The organism is Glaciecola sp. 33A, assembly GCF_002836745.1.
In the GTDB taxonomy this organism is placed as follows: Bacteria; Pseudomonadota; Gammaproteobacteria; order Enterobacterales; family Alteromonadaceae; genus Glaciecola.
Window position 1 is genome coordinate 348,131 of record NZ_PJAR01000043.1, and the last position, 23,400, is coordinate 371,530.

The following is a 23,400-nucleotide window of genomic DNA, read 5'->3' on the forward strand; positions in this document are numbered from 1 at the left end:
CACTATGTAAACACTAGAAGAGTATCTGCAGGCTCAATAATACATAAGCGACGATGGTTATTGCACCGACAAACAAGGCGTATGGCATTTGGGTTTTTACGTGAGTTAATAGATCACAGCCAGCTGCCAGAGAAGAGATGGCGGTGGTATCCGAAATAGGAGAGCAATGATCTCCAAAGATGCCACCACCTAAAATTGCAGCTAACACGAGTGATGGCGGTAAGCCCAGAGTGGTGACCAAAGGCATTCCGATAGGAATGAGAATGGCGAAGGTTCCCCATGAAGTTCCGGTTGTAAATGACATTATAGCGCCAGCAACAAATAACATCGGGACAACCAATATCAAGGGTAAATTTTCTCCAACCAAGCCAGAAACAAATAAACCCGTGCCAAGCGCTTTGAGACTGGTACCCAACGCAATAGATAACAATACGATAGTGACTAAAGGGAGTAGCTCACCCATTCCACGGAAGCCAATCTTAATCGACTGTTGATGCGTAAAACGTTTATGCCAAAGCAATTGACCGTAAGCGACAATACAAGCTAAAAAAGTGGCATACAATACTGATTTACTGCCACTTCCTTTGGTAATATCACCTTGACCGGTCATAAACATAAAAGCAAACATACCAATGATCATAACGAGCAGCGGCACCAGCATAAATCGTGATTTAGTCGCAGGGCTTGAGTCCATAGATGAGTCAACAGACTCCAGTAGGTCTTCAGCTTGTTTCATTGGGCCGTGAACTTTGTCAAAGAAGATGGTATATGCGACGACGACTAGGGTTAACCAAGCATAGACATTAAATGGCACAGTGCCCCACAAGACGGCAAGCGGGTCTTGACCTAAATCATAGGTACTGATTAGCGCCAGCACATAAGCTCCCCAGCCATTGAGCAGTATGAGAATACAAATAGGAGCGCATGTCGAATCGATGATATATGCCAGTCTTGCTCGGCTCATCTTATATTTATCAAATAATCCTCGAGCAAAAATACCGGCGGTTAATACACTTAAATTAGATTCAATAAAAATCATCATGCCGGTAAACATGGTGACACCACCAACACGCTTTTTAGAATTAATGAGTCCGCTACTGATCACCCTATTAACAGTTGCACTTACGCCTCCAGAGTCACGAATAAACGCAAGTAGAGCACCTACCAGTAAGCTGAAAATAAGAATCCTTGTCGTGCCACTAGAGGCAGCCGTGTCTACGATACGATCAATGGTGTTGAGCGGCGTAACAAGCCAATTAGAAGATGAGCTGGATACGACTAAGAGTAATTCGGAGCTTAATATTGCTAAAAAAAGAGCAAGAATAACTTCCTTTTTCCAGATAACAACACCAATAGCGATGACGGGCGGGAGGACAGTAAGCCATTCCATAAATTCTTTCCTAGTTTTTATCTTGAAGTTGATTTTGTGCTTCGAATTCGATGAGTGCTTCATAAATCATGCTAACGATACTGCCATACTTTCCAGTTTCAAAAGTATCAGTTGCAAATTCAAAGCTGTCTTCAATTGCGGTGACTTTTGAATGGCGCTTATTTGTTAATAAAATAATCGCTAAATCATACACGGGGTCAATAACGACCGCAGTGCCAGTCCAACTAGTATGCCCATATGCTGACGCACTAGCATAAGGTCCAAAAAGCATATGTTGAGCTTTATCACTAGCTAAATGCCATCCTAAGCCAATACTATTAGATTGACCTGCAGGACTTAAAAATCGAGCCATGGTAGCTTGATTAAACAGTTTCACATCACCATAGCCGCCGCCGTTTAACATCATTTGACTGAGTATGGCCAAGTCGTCAGTATTTGAAAAGAGTCCTGCATGGCCCGACACTCCCTGCATTGAATAGAAGGCATTTTCATCATGAACTTCTCCTTGTAGCACATGCTCTCTGACATTCGGAAAGTCGATGTTTGAGCCTCGGGTATTGCCAAAAATTTCCGTAGCCGCAAATTTATCCGCAGTAAAGCCTGCTTTGAGTGGATTGAATAAGGTGTTTTTAAGACCAAGCGGTGCGTATATTTTATCTTGGCTGAACTGGTCCAATTGCATCCCTGTAACTCGCTCGACCAAAAGACCGAGTAGCATGAAATTAGTTTCGCTATATCGTTGTGTGGCACCAATAACCGATTCGAAAGGCAATGCAGTAAGCAATAAACGACTTGTCTTTAGTTTATTTTGAGAATAAAAATAGTCACCATACTTGTTATCGGGGCGGTAAAAATTGAGTTCATCAGAGTAACCTGATCCATGTGAAAGCAAATCTTTGACTAAAATCATCTCTCGCCCATCACCACGATATTCGGGTATATAGTACTGAATGGGTTTAAAGATATCGATTTTACCCGCATTCACTAACTGCATGACCGCTAAGCTGGTGGTGAATACTTTTGTATTCGACGCGAGGTCAAACATATGCTCCGACGTCATGGGTTCAAAATGTACTAGCAATTCGCCCCTATTATCGTATTTTTTGGCATAACCATAGCTCGTTCTCTTAATTATTTTACCTTTATATACAACCGCAATAGTTGCACCAGGGAAGCCCGCGTTTACCTCGTCTCTAATAAAACGGTCTACCGACCGGAACAGAGATTTATAAGGAGCAACGTCATACGCAAGTGTCGGATATGGAATACTGATTTTTATGCTTGAGCCTTGTGGAAGTACATTCTCAACTCGCAAGCTATTGAGTCCATTGACCGTGCGTTTGTGTAAAGAGACTCGATTGCGTTTGGATTGCTCAAAAGTGGCTAAATTCAGTTTCTGACCATTAATATATACGTCGGCAGAGGTTGCGTTATCGGTTTCAATAATGAGCTCTCCTCGTCCCTCATAAGCACCAAATTTATCTCTGTTGCGGACCTTATCGGTGGTTTGATACTGTACTTCTGGAAACACTTTAGAAAGCTGAGACTGCTGTGTATTTTCAACCACTTGTTGTTGGTTTATTTGCGCTGTTAACACCTCAGATTGATAAATTTGATGCAACTGTTGGTAACTCGTTGGAAAGTACTTTTCCAATAAGGAGAATACTGCAGCAGCGGTCTGATTATCCAGCTCGCCAGTCACTTTCCAAGGCACAAAATGCATTTGAAACGCAGCCAATGTGTCGATGGTTTGTTGATCCATCCTGCCGGTGGCTACCAAATCATAGCCATAAGCACTCAGTGCTTTTTGAATGAGCGCTAAGCTAGGTAAGGTTTGATTAAAAGCCAGCCAATGATGGGTTAAATTTTCTTTGTCATACCAAGCGCCAATTCCTTCTTTGTATAATCTATACCAAGGGAATTTGGGACCCGGATCATTCTTTCTTGAAGGTGCAATATCCGAATGGCCAACAACAGCAGTAGGTTCGATGTCTGGATTTCTCGCGAGTATCTCTTTACTCAATTTAATCAATAATTGTATTTGTTTTTCTTCGAACTCGGGGTAAATACACAGGTCTCGATTTTTTTCCGCACCCATAATTTGTGGAATAACAGCCGCTAATGAGGCATCCGCGGGATTGTCTTCTTGACAAAAAGGCATGTTAACAACTTCTATACCAATACTGTGATCGTTGATCCCTGAGCGACCCTGCCAATAGCTAATGCCAGCGTGCCAAGCCCGCTTATGTTCATCCACTAATTGAAACACCTTAATGTCTTTATACGGGTAGCTTGGATCATCCGCTTTAGGAATTAAATAATGCGAGCTGACACTGCCTTCTGCGACCAATGCAGCAACCGACTCTTGATAATTCACCGCGGTGAAATGCATGACTAAGGACTTAACTCGATAGCTATAGTTTTTGGACGCCATGCTTTCAATATCTGACATACTCGAACAGCTCACGAGAAAAACAGCACTAGCGAAAATTGAAGACTGGGCTAGCCTTGTCCAATTTGGCATTCTTTTTCCTTTACAAACTTATTGGTTTTACATGGTTAGAATCGGTTGACTTAGGTTTATCAAACTGTATTTTATGTGTAAATATAGCAAGTCTTTGTTTTGCATAAAATATACACATCAATGAGTTACATTGCCCAACATTATTTTGTATTGGTTAAATCTAACAAGGCAAAGTGCACAAGACAACTGTATAAGCTCATAAAACTGTCGATTGTTTTATACTAGGACCTGATTGCTCACTTTATATTCATTTCACATTCATAAAGCGCTAATATAAACCAATAATCTGAAACGCTGAACGGGTTTTCAAAGGAATTCTATTAGTGAAGTTTGTCGTGCTACTGAATTTAGTTTTTAGCTTAAAGCGGTAATATCTCTCCCATTACAAAAGCAAATTTACGTTCACCTTCTTTGCACAAGAAGCCAGCGGGCGTCAGACCTTTCATCATCTTCTTATCGTCATGCCAATACTTGGGATTTTCAATAACAGTATAATCCGAGTGATTTTTTATTAAGTTGATGTTGCCTACAAAGTGGCTAAAGCCTTTTTTGAGCAACTCAATATAGCTTTCATTGCTTAAATACAATTCTTTATTTAATAAATATGATTGCCCCGGGTCGTACGTATAGCCTAATCCCTGAAAGGTATTCAGTCCATGTTGCTGATGTAAGTCGCCAATATCAGCAACCAAGGTAAGCGATGAGAAACGAGATTGTTTGCGTATAGCAATATCCGTTGTGTATGAATTTCCTGCAAACCCCAAATCTTTGATCAGTAAATCGCAAAGCTTATTTTCTTGATTTTCAGAAATTTGCCAATACGTTGTCTCAAGCTCCTTTAGTTTTTCATCGGTAGTCCAATATGACTCTTCGCACAGCATATTTAATGCGTGCAGTAACACAAACACATTCATCGTTCGCGCAACCTGACGGTATTGGTCATTTGGGTAATGGCCTGATTCAATTAATATTGTGCTTATACCACGTCCAGTGATCTGATCACCGAATGAGCGAGCAGAGAACTCATCATCATAACGAGCAATACCTGCCGGTAGTAAAGCGTTGGCATGTAGTCGCATAAGAGCAGTCAATGCCATTGCGCTTCGGCGAGCAGGGTTAATTGTTTTTTGAGCATCAAATGCAGGTGCTAGAAAAGCCAATGTGGACGACTTACCATCAGCACCACAACGGAAGTAATCTTTTTGGTCATGCAGGTTAAAAGCAAAGTCAGGATGAATTTTTTCGACCACCGCATTTAGCGCTTTACCTTCGGGTGTTTGCAGCGCCAATGCATCTCGATTGATATCGATACCTTGGGCATTTTCTCGTGTGCCAGCAGCAGCGCCATCAGGATTAAGCATAGGAATGATGTGTATTGTTAGCAGGCTATGCCAGTTTGCATTCAACGAACTGCTCAGCTTTGCAGTAACAAGGTGCATAATATCTAACACTGCGGCGGTTGCCGTTGACTCGTCACCATGCATTTGAGTCCACAGAAGTACTTTTTTGGGGCCATCGCCCATACTTAGGCAGCTGATAGGCAGACCGCAAAAAGACTGCCCAATAATAGTTTTGGTCACACCATCACGAGAAGCAAAATCATCAATTATTGCATGGATATGTTCAGGCATTAATTGCTGTTTATCGAGATTAGCTACACGATTTTCATAGAGCGCTCTAAGCTCATTGGATAAAAGTATGTCCATCAATAAACCATCAGTTTGTATTCCAGTTCTTTACTATAGTGTGTTTATTGAGCTTTATACAGCTGAAATGATGATAAAAGAGTCTAAATTTGAATTGCTGTCTGATTTACTATAGGGATGTGTCATCGCCGCGATAAGTAACAGTTTGTCAATGGCATGCTTCTAATTCACACCTTTGATTAGGGCTCGTAGATAGAAAGAATAAGAATGTCGTTTTTGATTAACCGGCGTCTAAGGCTCTACGTAAAAAACCATCGTTACTTTTCAATAAGTTTTCACATGTAGTTATATCACTGTTTTTAAGAATCTTGAGTATTGCCAGTTTTGCGTTACTCTTTGCAATTGACAATGCATCAATCGCAGTTTGCTGGTCGCACTCTGTTGCTTGCATTACTATCCGAATTGCTCTGGCCACCAATTTTTCATTCGTCGCATTTACATCGACCATTAAATTTTTATAAGTTTTGCCTAATTTAATCATGCTAGCAGTGCTTATCATATTCAATATGAGTTTTTGTGCAGTACCCGATTTCATGCGGGTGGAACCGGTTAATACCTCGGCACCTACGTTCGCACAAATACCAATATCAGCTATTTCGATAAGAGGCGCGTTAGGATTGCAAACAACACATGCTGTTATGGCATTGATGGATACAGCGTAATTTAGCGCCCCAATAACATAGGGTGTGCGGCCACTCGCCGCTATACCGATTAACATGTCTTGGTTGTTAAATTGTATATTGTCGAGGTCTCGTTGAGCTGCGCCAATGTCATCTTCTGCGCCCTCAACGGCGTTGGTTAGTGCCGTTTCACCGCCAGCGATAATGCCGACAATGATATTGTCGGGAACACTAAAGGTCGGTCGACATTCAACTGCATCTAAAATACCTAGCCGACCACTGGTGCCTGCGCCAATGTATATGAGCCGCCCGCCTTGTTTTAAGCAAGCCACCGCGGCATCAACCGCTAAGGTTATTTCAGGTATAGCTTTGGCTACGGCGCTGGCGACAAGACTGTCTTGTTGGTTAATGCACTGAAGCGCATCGCCAGTACTCATTAAGTCAATTTGTTCGCTTGCTGGGTTAATACCTTCTGAAGGGATGTGATTTAATTGCTTGAGTATTTGCTGTGTTCTACTCATAGTTTAGCCTTTATTGAATTATTATTACCAAGTAAACACACCGTTGTAGCCACAAATGTAGCGATCACTAATTGCCATGAAAATCCCAAACTAAATTGATATGTATCAGGAAGATATAAATCCATTATGTAAGGCTGCATTAGCACCGGGATAAGAAAGCCAATGATCAATGCTGCCAAAATCGATAGCGCAGAACCTCTGCTGCTGAACAAAGCGGTGAAATAAACACCCAGCAGGCCACTGTATGAGAAAATCATGACACTTAGCGCAAATGCCAATAGTGGCATGTCGCTATATTGTTGCCAGTAAAAGCATAATGCAGCCATTATACTCAAGGCAATTGCAACAATAATCATGCTAATTCTACCCGCTTTTACCATCTGCTGTTCTGAAAGTGTTTTACCTTTATTGAGTAATATGCCGCGATAAATATCTTGCACTGCAACTGAAGACATCGAATTAAGTCCAGAATTAAGGGTAGACAATGCCGCTGCAATAATACCGATAGTCACTACTGCTTTAATTCCATTGGGTAAGTCGGTGAGCACGTAATACATAAAGATCGTTACTGTTTGACCTACAAATTTCGGAGTGGGTACATCACCATTTGCGACACTTTGGCTCATTAAGTCAGGGCGTTGATAGTAAATATAGAGCAACATACCGATAACCACAAAAATTAAAACAACGGGGATGCCCATCAATATTGAAGAAGTAAGTGCCTTGGTCGCTTCTTTCGCATCTTTACAGGTTAACATGCGCTGCGTAACGTCTTGGTCCATGCCGAATGCGGCGATATTTAGCAATACAAAACCGGTAATAACAGACCAAAATCCGAAAACGCCCGAAGGCGAAAAATCCAATGAGAAATCAAGCACGGTCAGCTTAGATTGGGAACCATCGATTGGTGACTGTAATGCGTTGATAATAGTACTAAAATCGGCTGGAATACTATAAAGAAGGTAGCCCAGTACTAAGACAGCGGCAGAAATATAAACAATACATTGAATAACATCGCTATAAATAATGGTGCGAATACCACCGTAAACTGTATATAGAAGGCCAATAGTAGCAATTAACGCAATTGAAATAATGACACTGGATGCGTCGATGTCACCGAATAATATCATTGCAATGGCTATTGCTGCCATATACAGTCTGGCTCCGCTTGCAAATAAGCGGCCCACTAAATATACCGTTCCCGCTTGGTATTTTGCTTGTTCGCCAAAACGTTGGGCTAATAGTTCATATACCGTAAAGACTTTGAACTTATAAAATTTGGGCAATAAAAAAGTGGCAACAAAATAGGCAGCAATAAAACCAGCAATGTTGGTTGCTAAATAAGTTAGGTCTCCTCGGTAACCTTGGTCAGGTCCGCCAAGAAACGTGGCAGCGCTTTGCGAGGTGGCTAACACTGAAATAGCGACTACCCACATTGGCATAGACTTTCCGCCAAGAAAATAATCACGTGAGGTAGACGCTTGGTTATTATATAGCCAACCACTTACAATTAAGAGGAGCCCGTACCCTCCAAAAATTAGCCAATCGATAGTGGAAAATTGATCAATCATAACGCTCTTATAGGTATTTTAATGGGAATGCCTGTCTGCAAAAATAGAGAAACCGGCTTTTTTCCCCCATTCGTTTGATTTATGTTGTCATTAACCCATTAATCATGATGAAAAACAAGTTTCACTAGTTTACTATCATGGTATTTATGGATCAGGAGCTTATTTTTGGCTAGATACACCCACGCAACAATCGACCTTAATGCGCTTAAATACAATTTCATGGCCATGAGTCGTTTCTCGCCAAGTAGCAAACAAGTCGTTGTTGTAAAAGCCGATGCCTATGGTAATGGTGCTGTCGCTGTTGCCAAATGTTTGCAAAGTCAAGCTGACATGTTTGCGGTCGCGTTTATCGATGAAGTCTTTGAATTAAGAGATGCAGGTATAACACAGCCAATTCTTGTCCTTCAAGGCCCACATGAAGAACGAGAATGTGAACTTACAAAAACACTTAACATAGTTTGGATGCTACATGTTGAGCAACAGCTGAATTGGATAAATAAACGGATACAAAATAATCAGATTAGTAATCTTCATCATTGGGTTAAGTTTGATACAGGCATGCATCGTTTAGGTTTAATGCTTGAGGACTACGACCGTTTGAACGCTGATTATACACACATATTTCATCCTAAAACGGTAATGGCAACTCACCTAGCAACGGCAGATGAGCCGGAAAATAAAGCGTCTTCAACAGCAGTCAATCAATTCCTGAGCGTGATGGCCGATCGGCACAGTTGTTTATCTATTGCCAATTCGGCCGCTAATATCTGTTTACCTGAGTCTGCAAAAACATGGAATAGAATGGGCATATCCTTGTATGGGAGTTCGCCCTTTGCAAACGATGAAATGTCGATTTCTCTTAAACCAGTTATGCAATTAAACAGTGAAGTCATTGCGTTGCGAGAGATAGCTGCCGGTGAGTCAGTTGGTTATGGAGCAACATGGACAGCAAGCAAACGTTCGGTTATTGCTACGGTGGCGATAGGCTACGCAGATGGTTACCCGCGCCAAGCACCAATTGGCACACCTGCTTTATTCGATGGCGTTGTTGGTGAATTAGTAGGGCGAGTTTCGATGGACATGTTGACCTTTGATGTAAGCAATATCGAAAAAGTAGAAATAGGGACAAAAGTAGAATTATGGGGTAACAACCTAGCCGTTAATGAGATTGCTAAACAGGTTGGCACAATTGGCTATGAGCTAATGACGCGCGTATCAAAAAGAGTACCTAGGAAGTTTATATAATGGACTACTTTATTGGCATCGATGCGGGAGGTACTCATTCGCGAGCTTCGTTGTATGATAATGAAGGAAATTCCATCGGTACTGGCAAAGCAGGAGGGGCGAATGTTTTTAGTGATTTCGCTGCAGCGATGCAACAAATTGACCTTGCAATCGACTTAGCTATTAATGCGTCGAATATACCTATCGACAAAAAAGCCCTTATTGTTGGCGCCGGCTGTGCTGGTGGTCAAACAAATCAAGCACAATTGAGTCTCTCAACATGGGATTCGCCCTATAAGCATGTGTTTATGACGAGTGATCTGCACGCAAGCTGCGCAGCCGCTAATAACGGTCAAGATTGTGTCATTCTGATTACTGGCACTGGCTCAGCAATTGCACATTATCAGAATGCTCAAGTGACTCAGTATGGTGGCCATGGATTTATTCATGGTGACGAGGCCAGTGGCGCTTGGTTAGGCTTAAGTGCGGTACAACTATTGTTGAAAAGTAATGATAACCTTATACATGACGAACAATTCTGTAAGGCAATATCACACGCCATTGGTTTTAATAATGAAAAAACGTTTTTGGGTAACGAACACAATGCCAATGTCGATTATATTTTAAATCATTTTAAATCAAAACTCGCTTCAGACTATGCGCAGCTCGCGCCATGTATCATTAATCTGCAACGCGCTGGAAATAGCTCAGCCAATAAACTTGTCAGCCAAGGAGTAGATTATTTGTGCTCAGTATTAACCTTAAATTCGCTGCACTACGGGCTGCCAATATTCATGACCGGTGGCATAGCCAAAAGTTACCAACCTTTGTTAGAAAAGAAGCTGGGGCGAGCTGTGCAGTTAATGCAACGACCAGCTCAAGATGGAGCTATGTTATTAGCTAAATCTAAGTTGTCAGAAATAGTTAAAACCACAAATACAAGGTAAACAATTATGTTGAGCCATTGGAATGACTTACTTTTACTTAATAATCAGTTAACTGAAGATGAAAAGCTTATTCAACAAGCTGCTTATGAGTTCGCCCAAACTCAACTTATGCCGGGTATATTAATGGCAAATCGTCATGAAAAGTTTGACCCCTCAATTATGTTAAAAATGGGAGAGGCTGGCCTGTTAGGGTCAACCATACAAGGTTACGGCTGTGCGGGCATCAATTACGTTAGTTATGGCTTGGTTGCGCGCGAAATTGAACGCGTAGACAGCGGTTATCGCAGTGCAATGAGTGTGCAATCGTCTTTGGTTATGCATCCTATTAACCTATTTGGGAATGAGCAACAAAAGCAAACATATTTACCCAAGCTAGCAACGGGCGAATGGATTGGTTGTTTTGGACTAACCGAACCAGATGCTGGGTCCGACCCCGCCTCTATGAAAAGCCTAGCTAAAAAGGTTGATGGCGGATATTTACTTTCAGGCAGTAAAATGTGGATCACAAATTCACCAATAGCTGATGTCTTCGTGGTTTGGGCTAAGAAACAAGAAGATGGCAAGATTTATGGATTCATATTAGACAAAGGCATGGAAGGTTTATCCGCGCCTAAAATCGAAGGTAAACAATCATTAAAAGCGTCTATTACGGGTGAAATAGTCATGCAGAATGTGTTTGTAACTGAGCAACATATTCTGCCTAAGGTATCTGGCTTAAAGGGACCCTTCAGTTGCTTAAATATGGCAAGGTATGGCATTTCTTGGGGGGCTTTGGGCGCAGCTGAGTTTTGTTGGCATGCGGCAAGACAATATGGTCTCGATCGAAGACAATTTAATAAACCACTTGCGCAAACACAATTGTTTCAAGCCAAACTTGCGGACATGCAAACAGAAATTACACTTGGTTTGCAAGCTTCATTGCGAGTAGGGCGATTAATTGATGAAGAGCAATACGACCCAGCGATGATTTCGATGGTTAAGCGTAATAACTGTGCAAAGTCGTTGGACATCGCTCGTAAAGCTCGTGATATGCATGGAGGTAACGGCATTAGTGATGAATTTCACGTTATTCGCCATATGATCAACTTAGAAACCGTCAACACTTACGAGGGCACTTATGACGTACATGGACTTATACTCGGGCGAGCACAAACGGGTTTACAAGCATTTTTCTAATGCCGCTCCGTCACATTAGTTACCAAAAATGTGGTCGAGTATGCTCAATAATTCATACTCGACCGACTATTTACCTATCTTTTAACTACCATCTAACCAACATGTCAGCATAAATTCGTGCGTCAAGCAGGCTCTCTCTGGCTAGGTCTTGTTTAAGTAATTCAAGGTATTTTCCACTCGCTTTTAGTCTTTCAATACCTTTGTCAAAGTCAGTAATAATGGCCTTTGCGTCTTTATAATTGCGATTCATTGCTAATGATATATTGACTTGTATCAATGGGACTTTGGATACATAAATAGGTGTTTCACCAACGCTCTTGAGCAATAGGTTCATTTCATCTGCCATTGCTTTGTCGATTAACAGAAAGTCGACACGGTCTTCCGCTAGTTGCTCTATATTGTCGAAAAAAGAGGGTGTCCGTGCCCAAAGAACATCCCGCTCACCGCGCAATTGATCTGTATTAGCGAAACGATTTTCAATTCCAACACGCTCTCTATAAAGTTGTTCAAGGCGAACAATATTTTCAGCTCTCTGATAACGAGACACTGCGTGTAAGTGAACCTGCATATACGGTTTGGAGTAAATGTACTTGTCTTCTCGGTCATTAAGCGAATAATGGTCGATGTAGCCTACAAACTTCCCTGATCGTAGACCACTTCCAGACCAAGCTTGGGTGGTTGCTACTATATCGGCCTGCCAATCTTCACTTAGGGCAGCGGTAACTAAGTCCATTTGACGGGCGGCTAATTCTTTATGTTCATCAATATAGGTAGCTACTTTATTACCGACAAGGTTGACGGTTTGCGCTTGGATACTGGCTGATGCTAGCAAGCCAATTGAGATTAACAGTAAGGCACTTTTTCTAATCATTTTAATTTTTTGACTCATTTGGCTGCTGCAAGTAAGTATGCTAACTACACTAGTTAACCTGTTTGTTCGCACTGACAATTCATTACTCATTCTACTACCTTTAAAACATCATTAATGTTAGTACGGGTTTTCAGTCACTTTTGGACTATTCTCCGAATGCACCAGCGGCGCCAGGAAACACCACGGGACTTTCGAAGCCGTCTTGGCTGACACTAGCAACACCGAAGAAGTAGTTATCTATAACGACATTCTCAAGTGTGGCAGTGGTTACGTTACCGACATACTTGCTGTATTGCCATTGCGGGGCATCAGTTAATCGCCAATATATTTTGTATCCGCGGAAGTGCCCATTGTTAGGCAGTGTTAACGCATCATCATGCGGTTTCCAGCTCAGGGTCGTCGAAGGCTGAACGGCGCCAGTAATTGTAACATCAGCCGGCGGGTTTGGCGCGTTGGCCATGCCAGCGAGGGAAACCGCGTTGAGTGCTGTTAATTTGGCTGCATATTTAAAATTAACACCATCGATAGTATCACCGTATATAACGCCATCTTCAGTTCGCAAGTCTTGGTGTTGTCTTGCATAGTGTTCGTTAGTTTCCATAATACGGACGCCAGGATAGCCTAAATCGTTAAACGGGCGATGGTGTCCACCGCGTCTGAATCGATCTAACCGATACACCACCATGGTGTCTAGATTTTCTATATAGCGGTCGGCCATTAAATCGATATAGCGAGCTAGATTTCTACTTGGACTATCAACTTCGCCGCCGGTAAATCGGCGATAGTTTGCTTCTTCAGCGGTTTCAGTATTTCTTGTTCCCTCTGCGAATATCCGAGCTGTGGTATTATTAATAACGCCGTTTACGCCTTCAATGTTACCGATCATGTCGTTGTTTAATACCGCTTTTAAACGCCAATTATTTGCCTTAGCGTAGTCTGCTAATATTTTTCCACCGAATAACCCTTGTTCTTCGCCGGCAAGCCCAGCATAAACAATACTACCTTCAAACTTGTACTGACTTAGTACTCTTGCTGCTTCCAACGTGCCGGCCATACCCGACGCATTATCATTTGCTCCTGGCGAATCAGATACGCTGTCCATCACATCGCTTACCCGCGAGTCAATATCGCCACTCATGATGACATAGCGATTTGTGTCCGTAGTGCCTGTTTGAATAGCGATAACGCTGATAACTTCGGTTGCATTTGGGATCCGTTTTTCGCCAGATATAACCTTAGTTTGAAAGAACACTTCTAAACAGCCGCCACATTCAGTAGAAATTTTATCAAATTCTTCTTTAATCCAACGACGCGCAGCCCCAATACCACGAGTTTCGGATTCCGTTTCTGATAGGGTATGTCTTGTGCCAAAGCTAACTAGCGTTCGAATGTCTTGCTCGATTCTATCTGCAGATACCTCTCTAGCTATTTCATGCAAGAGTGCGCTATCAGTATAACTAAGTGAGGCTGGTGGTGTTTGTTGAGCCTGCGCAATATTATTATTATTAACCAACAATGACGAAGAAAAAACCAGCATGCCATAGGCAACAGCATGACCTAGTTTTTTTATCAAATAATATGATTTACGCATTTAACACCCTTAAACATGATTTTACGTTGATACTTTATTAATGCCTTGATAGAGCAATTATTATATGTTTGCTCAACCCACCACCCTAAAAAAATTAGATAAACGCATATGCATCGCCAAATAATTCAGCTTTGCTCAAGCCTAGCGCACAAAACTCATCTCTAATGGTCGCTGACATCTCAAATCGACCCGCCGTATATACCTGTTTACCGGACAAGTCAGTGATGTCTTTGAGTACCGCCCTATGAACCCAACCAATGTGCCCATGCCAATCATCATTGGGATGTTCGACAACAGGGATAAAAGTAAAGTTAGGGTGTGTAAGACTCATCGCCACTAACGCTTCAAATTCATATAAATCAGCAATGGTCTTTGCTCCCCAGTAAAGCTTTATGTCTCTCTCAGGCTGGTTCTCAATACAATCTAAAAGAATAGATTTTGCATAAGAATAACCCGTGCCGCCTGCGACTATTATTGCTGGCAGAGTCGAATTTCTTAAAAAAGCCTTTCCTGAAGGGGCTTCAATAACTAATTTACCTTTATCTTTGCATTTAGTTAGCACTTCGAAGGCATATCCATTTGCAGGATCAGCACCGATGTGAAGCTCTATTTTATGAGGAGAGCTAGGTGCGCTCGCAATAGAAAAAGGACGTTTATCATTTTCACCCATAACTGCCTGTAGATATTGACCCGCTAAAAATTCTAGTGGAAACTCCGGCAGTAATGTTACTTTGTGCACAATTGAGGTTTGCGCTTCAATTGACTCAACCGTGCAATTAATCACTTTCATGAAAATCCTTTATTAACTTGTTTTAAAATTTTTTGCTTTTTGGGCACGATGTTAAGCAGTCCACGTTCCGCCCAGATATTATCAATAGGAACGTTTTGCGCGCACATTGTATCTCGAACTGAGTTCATTCGGGTAGTTATTGTCTAAATAACATCATTCTAAACTCATGCGTTTGCATCAACATCACAGACTATCACAAATTTAGTACCCATGAATTGTCGAATAAATAACCGCTATTAGTAACAAATAATCTTGAATTGGGTACTCTCCACTACTCATTCGCTTTGGGGGCAACGCTGTGTGCAAAGTGTAACAAAAAACTTCTCAAGCGGATAATTCATTGCGTGTAGCTTTATGGCGGCGTTATAGCAACCTAAAAACATGACTGCTTGGCAAAAAAACGGCTATTTTATAAAAATGTTGTTACTGCATAAACATACGCATTGATTAACTTACAGAATGAAATTATTTTTTACTTTTTGTTATTATTGCCGATAAATAATATGTAGCCAAAAATATCGCAATGTCTGGAGTGTTTGTGCACAAAATTTGGGTTTTTATTACTTTTCTTTTTGCTTTTACTGGCAGTAGTCAAGCTCAGCAGTTAGAAGCTGTGCAGATTTACAGTCAAGATGACTTGATAAAAATGATTAACATCAATGTGCATTTGGAACGTGTTGTCGCTGACCGCTGTCAGTTAGTTCAAGATATTGAAGCTAGAGCGGAGGTACTTAGAGTGCCCGCATATCAGTTTTTGTGGGGTGATATGCTGGCGTGGGGGGTTTGCGTTGATGCCGAGCCCGAGCGCGGTATATATTACATGCGAGAAGCAGCTGCACAAGGTTTGGCGGCTGCCTTAGAACAGTTAGGCCGTTATTATTCATTGGGTAAGTTAGTGCAAGAAGATAAGAAACGTGCAGTTATCTATTTGCGTGAGGCATCAGCTTTAGGGAACCTAAAAGCACAATTACAACTAGCCGACCTCTTTATTGATGGTTATGGCAGTCCATACGATTTTGAGGATCTTTATCATTGGTTATATAACGCCATTAGCGACGATAGTCGAACCCATCAACGCATCGCAATTTACATGTCAGAACTTGAAGCCCTAATGCACCCCAAAGCGGTCAGAAATGCCCGTAAACCGATGGTCAATTAGCACTTGCCAGAGCAGCAATAGATTACCCTGATTAAAAACTAAAATGAGGCTAAATTAGTGGTCAATTTATAAGCTTTAATAATTGTCACAGACTTGCAACACAAAGCTTGTTATAATACTGGCGAATTTAACAACGAAAAGAATGAATGTCAGAAGATCCGCATTACTCAAGAGAAAAAGAAAAATACGAAAACCCGGTAGCAAGCCGAGAATTTCTACTCGAAACACTTTCCAACGCTAACAAGTCACTCTCCTTTGTAGAAATCTGCAATATTGTCAATGCTAAAGATGAAGATGCCAGAATTGGTATCCAGCGACGACTGCGCGCCATGGAGCGCGAAGGACAAGTTGCTTTTACTCGCGATAAAAAATATGAAGTACAAAAAGCAGAAGCGCTGATCAGAGGTCGAGTCATTGGCCATCGCGATGGCTATGGCTTTTTAAAGCATTCCGATACTGAAAAAGATTTATTTATCCACCAAGGCCAAATGCAAACCTTATTGCATGACGACATCGTGGAAGGTATACAAAGCGGCGTTGACCGACGAGGTCGAGCAGAGTTTCGTCTTAACAGAGTACTTGAACCAAGAAAAGAAGCCATTGTAGGGCGCTTCTTTATGGAAGAGGGGGTCTCTATCGTTATTCCAGATGATAACCGTATTAGCCATGAAATAATGATCCCACCGGAAAGTCGAAATGGCGCAAGACAAGGACATGTCGTCGTAGTTGAAATTACACAACGCCCAAGGCGTCAAGTAAATGCGATTGGTAAAATACTAGAAGTACTTGGCGAACACATGGCGCCGGGGATGGAAATTGAAATGGCACTACGTAATTTCGATATTCCATACAATTGGCCAAAAGGCGTTTTAAAGCAAGTTGAAGGCCTAGCCGAAGAAGTTCCAGAGCAGTCGAAAGAAGCTCGTATCGATTTGCGTGAGCTACCCTTAATGACGATTGATGGCGAAGATGCCAGAGATTTTGATGATGCAGTATATTGTCAGCCTAACGAAGACGGTTCATGGCAACTATGGGTTGCTATTGCTGATGTCAGTTCTTACGTTAAAACCGGAACAGCGTTGGATAGTGAAGCGCAAAATCGAGCGACTTCTGTTTACTTCCCCGAGAAAGTGATTCCAATGTTGCCAGAAGTGTTATCCAACGGACTTTGCTCACTCAATCCGGATGTTGATAGGTTGTGTCTGGTCTGTGAAATGACAATTTCTGCCGAGGGCAAGTTGGGTGAATACCAGTTTTATGAGGCTGTTATGCGCTCTCATGCAAGGCTGACATATAATAAAGTGTGGGGTATTCTTAAGCGTGATGAAAGCTTAATTAAGCGCTATGAAAAACACGTACCACATATAAATAACCTCAATCTTTTGTTTAAAGTGTTAAAGAAAGCGCGACAAGGTCGTGGTGCTATTGAGTTCGAAACAATTGAAAGTAAATTCGTGTTTAATGCACAACGAAAAATTTCTCATATTATTGCTGTACAACGCAATGAAGCACACATGCTAATTGAAGAATGTATGATTATGGCGAATGTGTGCGCGGCAGAGTTTTTGCAAAAGAACAAAGCAGAAGGCTTGTTCCGAATACATGATAAGCCTGACGAAGACCGTTTAGTCGCGTTTAAGACCTATCTCTCTGAAATTGGTATTCCGTTTACTGTAAATGAAGTGCCAACGCCGGCTGATTTCACCAGTGTGATGAAAAAAATTCAGCATAGGCCAGATAAAGAGCTTATTCAAACTATGTTGTTGCGCTCAATGAAACAAGCGGTTTACTCGCCAGACAACGTAGGTCACTTTGGACTAGCACTGGAAGCTTATGCGCACTTTACATCACCTATTCGCCGTTATCCTGATTTAGTAGTACATCGAGCCATAAAGGCGATTGTTGATAAGCACAATACGCGCAAATCAAAAACCGGTGGGAAGTCATACTCAGCCGCAGAAGTCGAGCAACTTGGCGAACAATGTTCGATGGCTGAGCGTCGCGCAGATGATGCCACCAGAGATGTTTCTGATTGGCTGAAATGTGAGTTTATGCAAGACCATGTTGGTGATGTGTTTGAGGGTATTATTGCCTCTGTGACTAACTTTGGGTTATTTGTTCGTATTACTGAATTTCAAATCGATGGACTTGTTCATATTACTTCCTTAGCAAGTGATTACTATCGCTATGACGATCAAAAACAGTGCTTAGTTGGTGAAAGTTCCGGAGTTGTGTTTAGGTTAGGCGACGAAGTTAAGATTAAAGTCGCCGGTGTAAACTTGGATGAGCGAAAAATTGATTTAATGATTGATGGCATCACCAATACTAGAGGAAAAGTGAATCCTCCACGCAAGCGCAGTACAAAAGCGGGTAAGAAAGGCGGTGGTTCTGTTGGCAAAGCGCCAAAAGATAAATCGTCTGCAAACGATAAGCCTGCCGCAAATAATAAGCCGGCTGCAAAGCCAAAACCTGCAGGTAGAAGGAAACCAGGACCTGCGTCGAAAGCTAGAAAATCATCAAAAAATAAAAAGCAGACATAGGTATGGCGCAACAAGAACTAATATATGGATTGCATGCGATGACAGCGGTCATTGAGCGTGAGCCAGAGCGTTTGATTGAATTGTTCGTATTGAAAGGTCGTGAAGATGAAAGACTAGCTTATATTATTAATGAAGCTAGGCGACATGACATAGGCATTCAATTTTGTCAGCGTAAAACTTTAGATGATAAATGCAATGGTGAGCAGCATCAGGGCGTTGTTGCTCGAGCCAAACCGGGCAAGGTTCTCGATGAACACGATCTAGCTGTCATACTCAAAAGCCAAGCGTCACCATTTTTATTGGTATTGGATGGCGTTACTGATCCGCATAATTTGGGTGCTTGCTTACGTACTGCAGATGCAGCTGGCGTTCATGCAGTAGTTGTACCCAAGGATAAATCTGCAACATTGTCACCAACCGTACGCAAAGTAGCTTGTGGTGCAGCTGAATCGATCCCCCTAATTCAGGTCACTAACTTGTCACGTAGTTTAAAAGCAATGCAAGATGCAGGTGTTTGGATTGTCGGTACTGCTGGCGAAGCTGAACAGTCAATTTATACCTGTAAGCTGATTGGTCCAACAGCCCTAGTAATGGGAGCCGAGGGGAAAGGCATGCGGCGCCTGACACGCGAAAATTGCGATGAGTTAATTAAACTACCCATGGCTGGCTCGGTCAGTAGTTTGAATGTGTCAGTGGCAACCGGTGTTTGTTTATATGAAATCGTTAGGCAACGCTTATTATAAAGGACTCATTTTCTTTGTAGGCTGAATTAGCGTATTATCTTAGCGGCAGCGGGCAATCGCAAGCATGCCAAAGACAATTAAGCGCGAAAGCTTAGTGCTCATAGGCTCAGTGCTCATGTAGATCGCTAGGTAAATTGCTCGTTTATACTGAGTAGGGTCAATCTCAGTACTGTTAACTTTTATCAACAACGCTATTATGTTCTTAAGCAAGCTCCAAGATAGTGTCTTGTAAGCTACGAACCTCACCTAGAGCAAACAAATAAACCTAGTTGAATCAGAAATTAAACTACCGCTTACCCTTATTTTCTGTTATAGTTTCGCGCCCATTTTGTAGGGGTGTCGTCTATTTTTTCTAAAATTTCTTTTGAAATCAAGGGTCAACTAGCGGCTAAGGGACTCGAAAGAGTCATAATATTTAACAGCGGAGCACTAAACATGATCCAAATGCAATCTAACCTGGATGTTGCCGATAACTCGGGGGCTCGCAGGGTTCAGTGTATTAAGGTTCTTGGTGGCTCGCATCGCCGTTATGCACATATCGGTGACATCATTAAAGTTACTGTCAAGGAAGCAATTCCTCGCGGTAAGGTTAAGAAAGGTGATGTTCTGAATGCAGTGGTGGTGCGTACTAGAAAAGGCGTTCGTCGCGCAGATGGTTCAACCATCCGCTTCGATAACAACGCAGCTGTTTTGCTTAACGCAAACAAGCAACCGATTGGTACGCGTATCTTTGGCCCGGTCACTCGTGAGCTTCGTGGAAATTCATTCATGAAGATTATCTCATTGGCCCCAGAGGTACTATAAGGAGTCACGATAATGGCTAATAAAATTCGTCGTGATGATGAAGTAGTCGTGTTAGCGGGTAAAGACAAAGGAAAACAAGGCAAAGTCTTGAAAGTACTTTCGTCAGAAAGCCGTTTAGTAGTTGAAGGTGTTAGCATCGTCAAGAAACATCAGAAGGCCAATCCACAGATTGAACAGCCGGGCGGTATTATTGAGAAAGAAGCAACCATTCATGTGTCTAATGTAGCGTTAGTTAACCCAGCAACGGGTAAAGCTGATCGCGTTGGTTTCCGTGTTGAAGATGAAAAGAAAGTTCGTTTCTTTAAATCTAACGGCGACCTAGTATAATAAATGGAGAGTACGATGGCGAAACTGCATGATTTCTATAAAGAAACAGTAGTAGCTGAACTTGCGAAGCAGTTCGGGTACAAAAGCGTCATGCAAGTCCCTCGGATTGAGAAAATCACTCTAAACATGGGTTTAGGTGAAGCGGTAGCAGACAAAAAAGTTCTTGAATTAGCGCAAGCTGAAATGGCAGCAATTGCCGGTCAAAAACCAATTGTTACTGTCGCTAGAAAATCTGTTGCGGGTTTTAAAATCCGTGAAGGTTATCCGATTGGCTGTAAAGTAACCCTACGTGGCGAACGTATGTGGGAATTCCTTGAGAGATTAATCTCAATTACAATTCCACGTATCCGTGACTTCCGTGGTCTTAACCCGAAATCATTTGACGGTCGAGGCAACTACAGCATGGGTGTTCGTGAACAAATCATCTTCCCTGAAATCGATTTCGATAAAGTGGATAAAGCACGCGGTATGGATATTACTATCACTACCAGTGCACAGACTAACGACGAAGCGCACGCTCTATTGAGTTCGTTCAGCTTCCCGTTTAGAAAATAGGGTGTAAGGGTTATGGCAAAAGAATCAATGAAGGCACGCGAAGTAAAACGTGCCAAGCTGGTGAAGCAGTATGCAACGAAGCGGTCAGCGATTAAAGCGGTGATTAGTGACGTAAACTCTTCTGACGAAGAGCGCTGGCAAGCTGTTCTTGATCTGCAAAAACTTCCACGTGACTCGTCTCCGTCGCGCCAACATAATCGTTGTCGCATCACGGGCCGTCCACATGGGTTCCTACGCAAATTTGGTCTTTCCCGTATAAAGCTTCGTGAAGCTGCTATGCGTGGTGAAGTCCCTGGCCTTAAAAAAGCCAGCTGGTAAGGAGAGCAGACTATGAGCATGCAAGATCCTATAGCAGATATGTTTACCCGAATTCGTAACGGCCAAATGGCTTCTAAAGTTGCGGTTTCTATGCCTTCTTCTAAAGTACGTGTTGCTATTGCAAAAGTACTAGAAGCTGAAGGTTATGTCGAAGGTTCTTCGGTAACTGAAGGCGTAAAGCCTGTATTACAAGTTACTTTGAAGTATTTCGAAGGTAAAAAAGTAATTGATACAATCGAACGAGTTAGCCGTCCTGGTTTACGCATCTATAAGAAAAAAGATGAGTTACCAAAAGTGATGGGCGGACTCGGGGTTGCTATCGTGTCTACCTCAAAAGGTGTGATGACTGACCGTGCGGCGCGTAAAGCGGGCATGGGTGGTGAGATCATCGGTTATGTAGCATAACAGGGGAATAATTATGTCACGAATAGCAAAAGCACCTGTCGACATCCGATCTGGCGTAGAAATTACAATCGCCGGTCAAGAAGTCACAGTTAAAGGAAGTAAAGGTACATTGACTCGCCTCTTTAATAATGCAGTTGAAGTAGTCCAAGTAGAGAACCAGTTGAAAGCACTTCCTCGTGAAGCGTTTGCAAACCATTGGGCTCAAGCTGGCACTGCTCGCGCATTATTAGAACAGATGGTCGTCGGTGTAACTGATGGTTTTGAAAAGAAACTTCAACTTAATGGTGTTGGTTATCGTGCGAATGCACAAGGTAGCAAACTAAACCTTACGTTGGGCTTTTCACACCCTGTCGGCTACGAGATGCCTGAAGGCATTACCGTAGAAACCCCTACGCAAACTGAAATCATTGTCAAAGGCATTGATAAGCAGGTTGTAGGTCAGGTTGCAGCGAACATTCGCGCATATCGTCCACCAGAGCCATATAAAGGCAAAGGTGTTCGTTACGCAGATGAAACTGTGCGTCGTAAAGAAGCTAAGAAAAAGTAGGTAGGTAATACGATGGATAAGAAATCAGCTCGCTTACGTCGCGCTACTCGCGCTCGTAAGAAAATTAGTGAGTTAGGTGCACATCGCTTGGTTATTAACCGCACACCTCGCCACATTTATGCTCAGTTAATCGCTCCAAGTGGTTCTGAAGTATTGGCAGCAGCTTCTACTGTGGAAAAAGAACTTAATGGTTCTTTAAAAGCCACAGGCAACGCAGAGGCAGCAGCGGCAATTGGTAAAGCGATCGCAGAACGTGCTATCGAAAAAGGCATTAAGAAAGTCGCCTTCGATAGAAGTGGATTTAAATATCATGGTCGTGTGAAAGCACTGGCTGATGCCGCTCGTGAAGCGGGCCTTCAGTTCTAGGAGTTTAAAATGGCTAAGCAAGAAGTTCAACAACAGGGTGATCTGTTAGAAAAGCTAATCGCTGTAAACCGTGTATCAAAAGTTGTTAAAGGTGGTCGTATCTTTAGTTTTACAGCTTTGACAGTGGTTGGTGATGGCAATGGTCGCGTTGGTTTTGGTTATGGTAAGGCACGTGAAGTTCCTGCTGCAATCCAAAAGGCAATGGAAAAAGCTCGTCGCAACTTAGTTGACGTCGATCTAAACGGCAATACATTACAGCATCCAATTAAAGGTCGTCATTCTGGCTCTAAAGTCTACATGCAGCCTGCATCAGAAGGTACTGGTATTATTGCCGGTGGTGCGATGCGTGCAGTGCTTGAAGTAGCTGGTGTTCAGAACGTACTTTCAAAATGCTACGGTTCTACAAACCCAATAAACGTTGTACGTGCAACAGTTAATGCTCTAGTGGAAATGAATTCACCAGAGAAGATTGCTGCAAAACGTGGTTTGTCAGTCAAAGATATTTTGGGGTAATCGAACATGTCTAAGATGATTAAAATAAAGCAAACTAAAAGCTCAATCGGGCGTCTTCCTAAACATAAAGCAACGTTAGTTGGTTTAGGATTACGTAAAATCGGACAAGTACGTGAGTTGGAAGATACTCCGTCAGTTCGTGGCATGATCAACCGTGTTCAATACATGGTTGAGATAGTAGAGGAGTAATCT

General features: G+C 42.2%; 23 protein-coding genes. 15 read left to right on the forward strand and 8 right to left on the reverse strand.

What is annotated here, in order from left to right; genetic code table 11:
• Positions 1-13: 13 nt before the first annotated feature.
• The 5 genes from CXF81_RS15880 to CXF81_RS15900 form a co-directional block, all read right to left on the reverse strand.
• Positions 14-1,390: a Na+/H+ antiporter NhaC family protein gene (locus tag CXF81_RS15880; protein WP_101182312.1), complete on the reverse strand. Its 1,377-nt coding sequence runs from the start codon at positions 1,388-1,390 to the stop codon at positions 14-16.
• A 10-nt stretch (positions 1,391-1,400) separates the two neighbouring features.
• Positions 1,401-3,914 carry a penicillin binding protein PBP4B gene (gene pbp4b / locus CXF81_RS15885; protein ID WP_101182313.1) on the reverse strand — a complete coding sequence of 838 codons (2,514 nt, stop codon included), beginning with the start codon at positions 3,912-3,914 and terminating at the stop codon, positions 1,401-1,403.
• Positions 3,915-4,273: 359 nt separating this feature from the next.
• Entirely contained in the window at positions 4,274-5,620 is a 1,347-nt protein-coding gene (locus CXF81_RS15890; protein ID WP_101182314.1) for a M14 family zinc carboxypeptidase, read from the reverse strand.
• Positions 5,621-5,840: 220 nt separating this feature from the next.
• Entirely contained in the window at positions 5,841-6,761 is a 921-nt protein-coding gene (murQ, locus tag CXF81_RS15895; protein WP_101182315.1) for an N-acetylmuramic acid 6-phosphate etherase, read from the reverse strand.
• Positions 6,758-8,332, reverse strand: coding sequence for a sodium:solute symporter (locus CXF81_RS15900; protein ID WP_101182316.1), 1,575 nt, complete (start codon positions 8,330-8,332; stop codon positions 6,758-6,760). Before CXF81_RS15900 ends, murQ begins: the two co-directional genes overlap by 4 nt.
• A gap of 165 nt (positions 8,333-8,497) precedes the next feature.
• Between CXF81_RS15900 and alr the strand changes: the two genes are divergently transcribed.
• From alr to CXF81_RS15915, 3 genes are read left to right on the forward strand one after another with little or no spacing between them, the layout of a single operon-like run.
• Entirely contained in the window at positions 8,498-9,577 is a 1,080-nt protein-coding gene (gene alr, locus CXF81_RS15905) for an alanine racemase (protein WP_101182317.1), read from the forward strand.
• Positions 9,577-10,503, forward strand: coding sequence for a BadF/BadG/BcrA/BcrD ATPase family protein (locus tag CXF81_RS15910; protein WP_101182318.1), 927 nt, complete (start codon positions 9,577-9,579; stop codon positions 10,501-10,503). The genes alr and CXF81_RS15910 overlap by 1 nt, the downstream gene beginning before the upstream one ends.
• A gap of 6 nt (positions 10,504-10,509) precedes the next feature.
• Complete coding sequence (locus CXF81_RS15915) at positions 10,510-11,679, forward strand: acyl-CoA dehydrogenase (RefSeq protein WP_101182319.1); 1,170 nt, start codon at positions 10,510-10,512, stop codon at positions 11,677-11,679.
• Between the two features lie 85 nt (positions 11,680-11,764).
• On the opposite strand, the gene CXF81_RS15920 is transcribed toward CXF81_RS15915, so the two are convergent.
• From CXF81_RS15920 to fre, 3 genes are all read right to left on the reverse strand, one after another.
• Entirely contained in the window at positions 11,765-12,568 is an 804-nt protein-coding gene (locus tag CXF81_RS15920) for an ABC transporter substrate-binding protein (RefSeq protein WP_232771968.1), read from the reverse strand.
• 127 nt (positions 12,569-12,695) lie between these two features.
• Positions 12,696-14,141: a M28 family metallopeptidase gene (locus CXF81_RS15925; protein WP_101182321.1), complete on the reverse strand. Its 1,446-nt coding sequence runs from the start codon at positions 14,139-14,141 to the stop codon at positions 12,696-12,698.
• A gap of 94 nt (positions 14,142-14,235) precedes the next feature.
• Positions 14,236-14,931: an NAD(P)H-flavin reductase gene (fre, locus tag CXF81_RS15930; protein ID WP_101182322.1), complete on the reverse strand. Its 696-nt coding sequence runs from the start codon at positions 14,929-14,931 to the stop codon at positions 14,236-14,238.
• 523 nt (positions 14,932-15,454) lie between these two features.
• Between fre and CXF81_RS15935 the strand changes: the two genes are divergently transcribed.
• The 12 genes from CXF81_RS15935 to rpmD all read left to right on the forward strand — a co-directional run bounded on the left by CXF81_RS15935 (position 15,455) and on the right by rpmD (position 23,397).
• Positions 15,455-16,090 (forward strand): tetratricopeptide repeat protein, encoded by a 636-nt coding sequence (locus tag CXF81_RS15935; protein ID WP_369828712.1) that lies wholly within the window; start codon positions 15,455-15,457, stop codon positions 16,088-16,090.
• A 146-nt stretch (positions 16,091-16,236) separates the two neighbouring features.
• Positions 16,237-18,630: a ribonuclease R gene (gene rnr, locus CXF81_RS15940; RefSeq protein WP_101182324.1), complete on the forward strand. Its 2,394-nt coding sequence runs from the start codon at positions 16,237-16,239 to the stop codon at positions 18,628-18,630.
• Positions 18,631-18,632: 2 nt separating this feature from the next.
• Positions 18,633-19,373 (forward strand): 23S rRNA (guanosine(2251)-2'-O)-methyltransferase RlmB, encoded by a 741-nt coding sequence (rlmB, locus tag CXF81_RS15945; RefSeq protein WP_101182325.1) that lies wholly within the window; start codon positions 18,633-18,635, stop codon positions 19,371-19,373.
• A 435-nt stretch (positions 19,374-19,808) separates the two neighbouring features.
• A complete protein-coding gene (gene rplN, locus CXF81_RS15950) occupies positions 19,809-20,177 on the forward strand; it encodes a 50S ribosomal protein L14 (protein ID WP_006011611.1) in 369 nt (122 codons plus the stop codon).
• Between the two features lie 12 nt (positions 20,178-20,189).
• Positions 20,190-20,504 (forward strand): 50S ribosomal protein L24, encoded by a 315-nt coding sequence (gene rplX / locus CXF81_RS15955; RefSeq protein ID WP_006011610.1) that lies wholly within the window; start codon positions 20,190-20,192, stop codon positions 20,502-20,504.
• A 15-nt stretch (positions 20,505-20,519) separates the two neighbouring features.
• Complete coding sequence (rplE, locus tag CXF81_RS15960; protein WP_101182326.1) at positions 20,520-21,059, forward strand: 50S ribosomal protein L5; 540 nt, start codon at positions 20,520-20,522, stop codon at positions 21,057-21,059.
• A gap of 12 nt (positions 21,060-21,071) precedes the next feature.
• On the forward strand, positions 21,072-21,377 hold the full coding sequence (gene rpsN / locus CXF81_RS15965; protein ID WP_006011608.1) for a 30S ribosomal protein S14: 306 nt from the start codon (positions 21,072-21,074) through the stop codon (positions 21,375-21,377).
• Between the two features lie 12 nt (positions 21,378-21,389).
• Positions 21,390-21,782: a 30S ribosomal protein S8 gene (gene rpsH, locus CXF81_RS15970; protein ID WP_006011607.1), complete on the forward strand. Its 393-nt coding sequence runs from the start codon at positions 21,390-21,392 to the stop codon at positions 21,780-21,782.
• A gap of 13 nt (positions 21,783-21,795) precedes the next feature.
• Positions 21,796-22,329 carry a 50S ribosomal protein L6 gene (gene rplF, locus CXF81_RS15975; RefSeq protein ID WP_101182327.1) on the forward strand — a complete coding sequence of 178 codons (534 nt, stop codon included), beginning with the start codon at positions 21,796-21,798 and terminating at the stop codon, positions 22,327-22,329.
• Positions 22,330-22,341: 12 nt separating this feature from the next.
• Positions 22,342-22,695, forward strand: coding sequence for a 50S ribosomal protein L18 (gene rplR / locus CXF81_RS15980; protein ID WP_006011604.1), 354 nt, complete (start codon positions 22,342-22,344; stop codon positions 22,693-22,695).
• Positions 22,696-22,704: 9 nt separating this feature from the next.
• Positions 22,705-23,208, forward strand: a complete 504-nt coding sequence (gene rpsE, locus CXF81_RS15985) for a 30S ribosomal protein S5 (protein WP_006011602.1) — start codon at positions 22,705-22,707, stop codon at positions 23,206-23,208.
• Positions 23,209-23,214: 6 nt separating this feature from the next.
• Entirely contained in the window at positions 23,215-23,397 is a 183-nt protein-coding gene (gene rpmD, locus CXF81_RS15990; RefSeq protein WP_006011599.1) for a 50S ribosomal protein L30, read from the forward strand.
• The last annotated feature ends 3 nt before the right edge of the window (positions 23,398-23,400 follow it).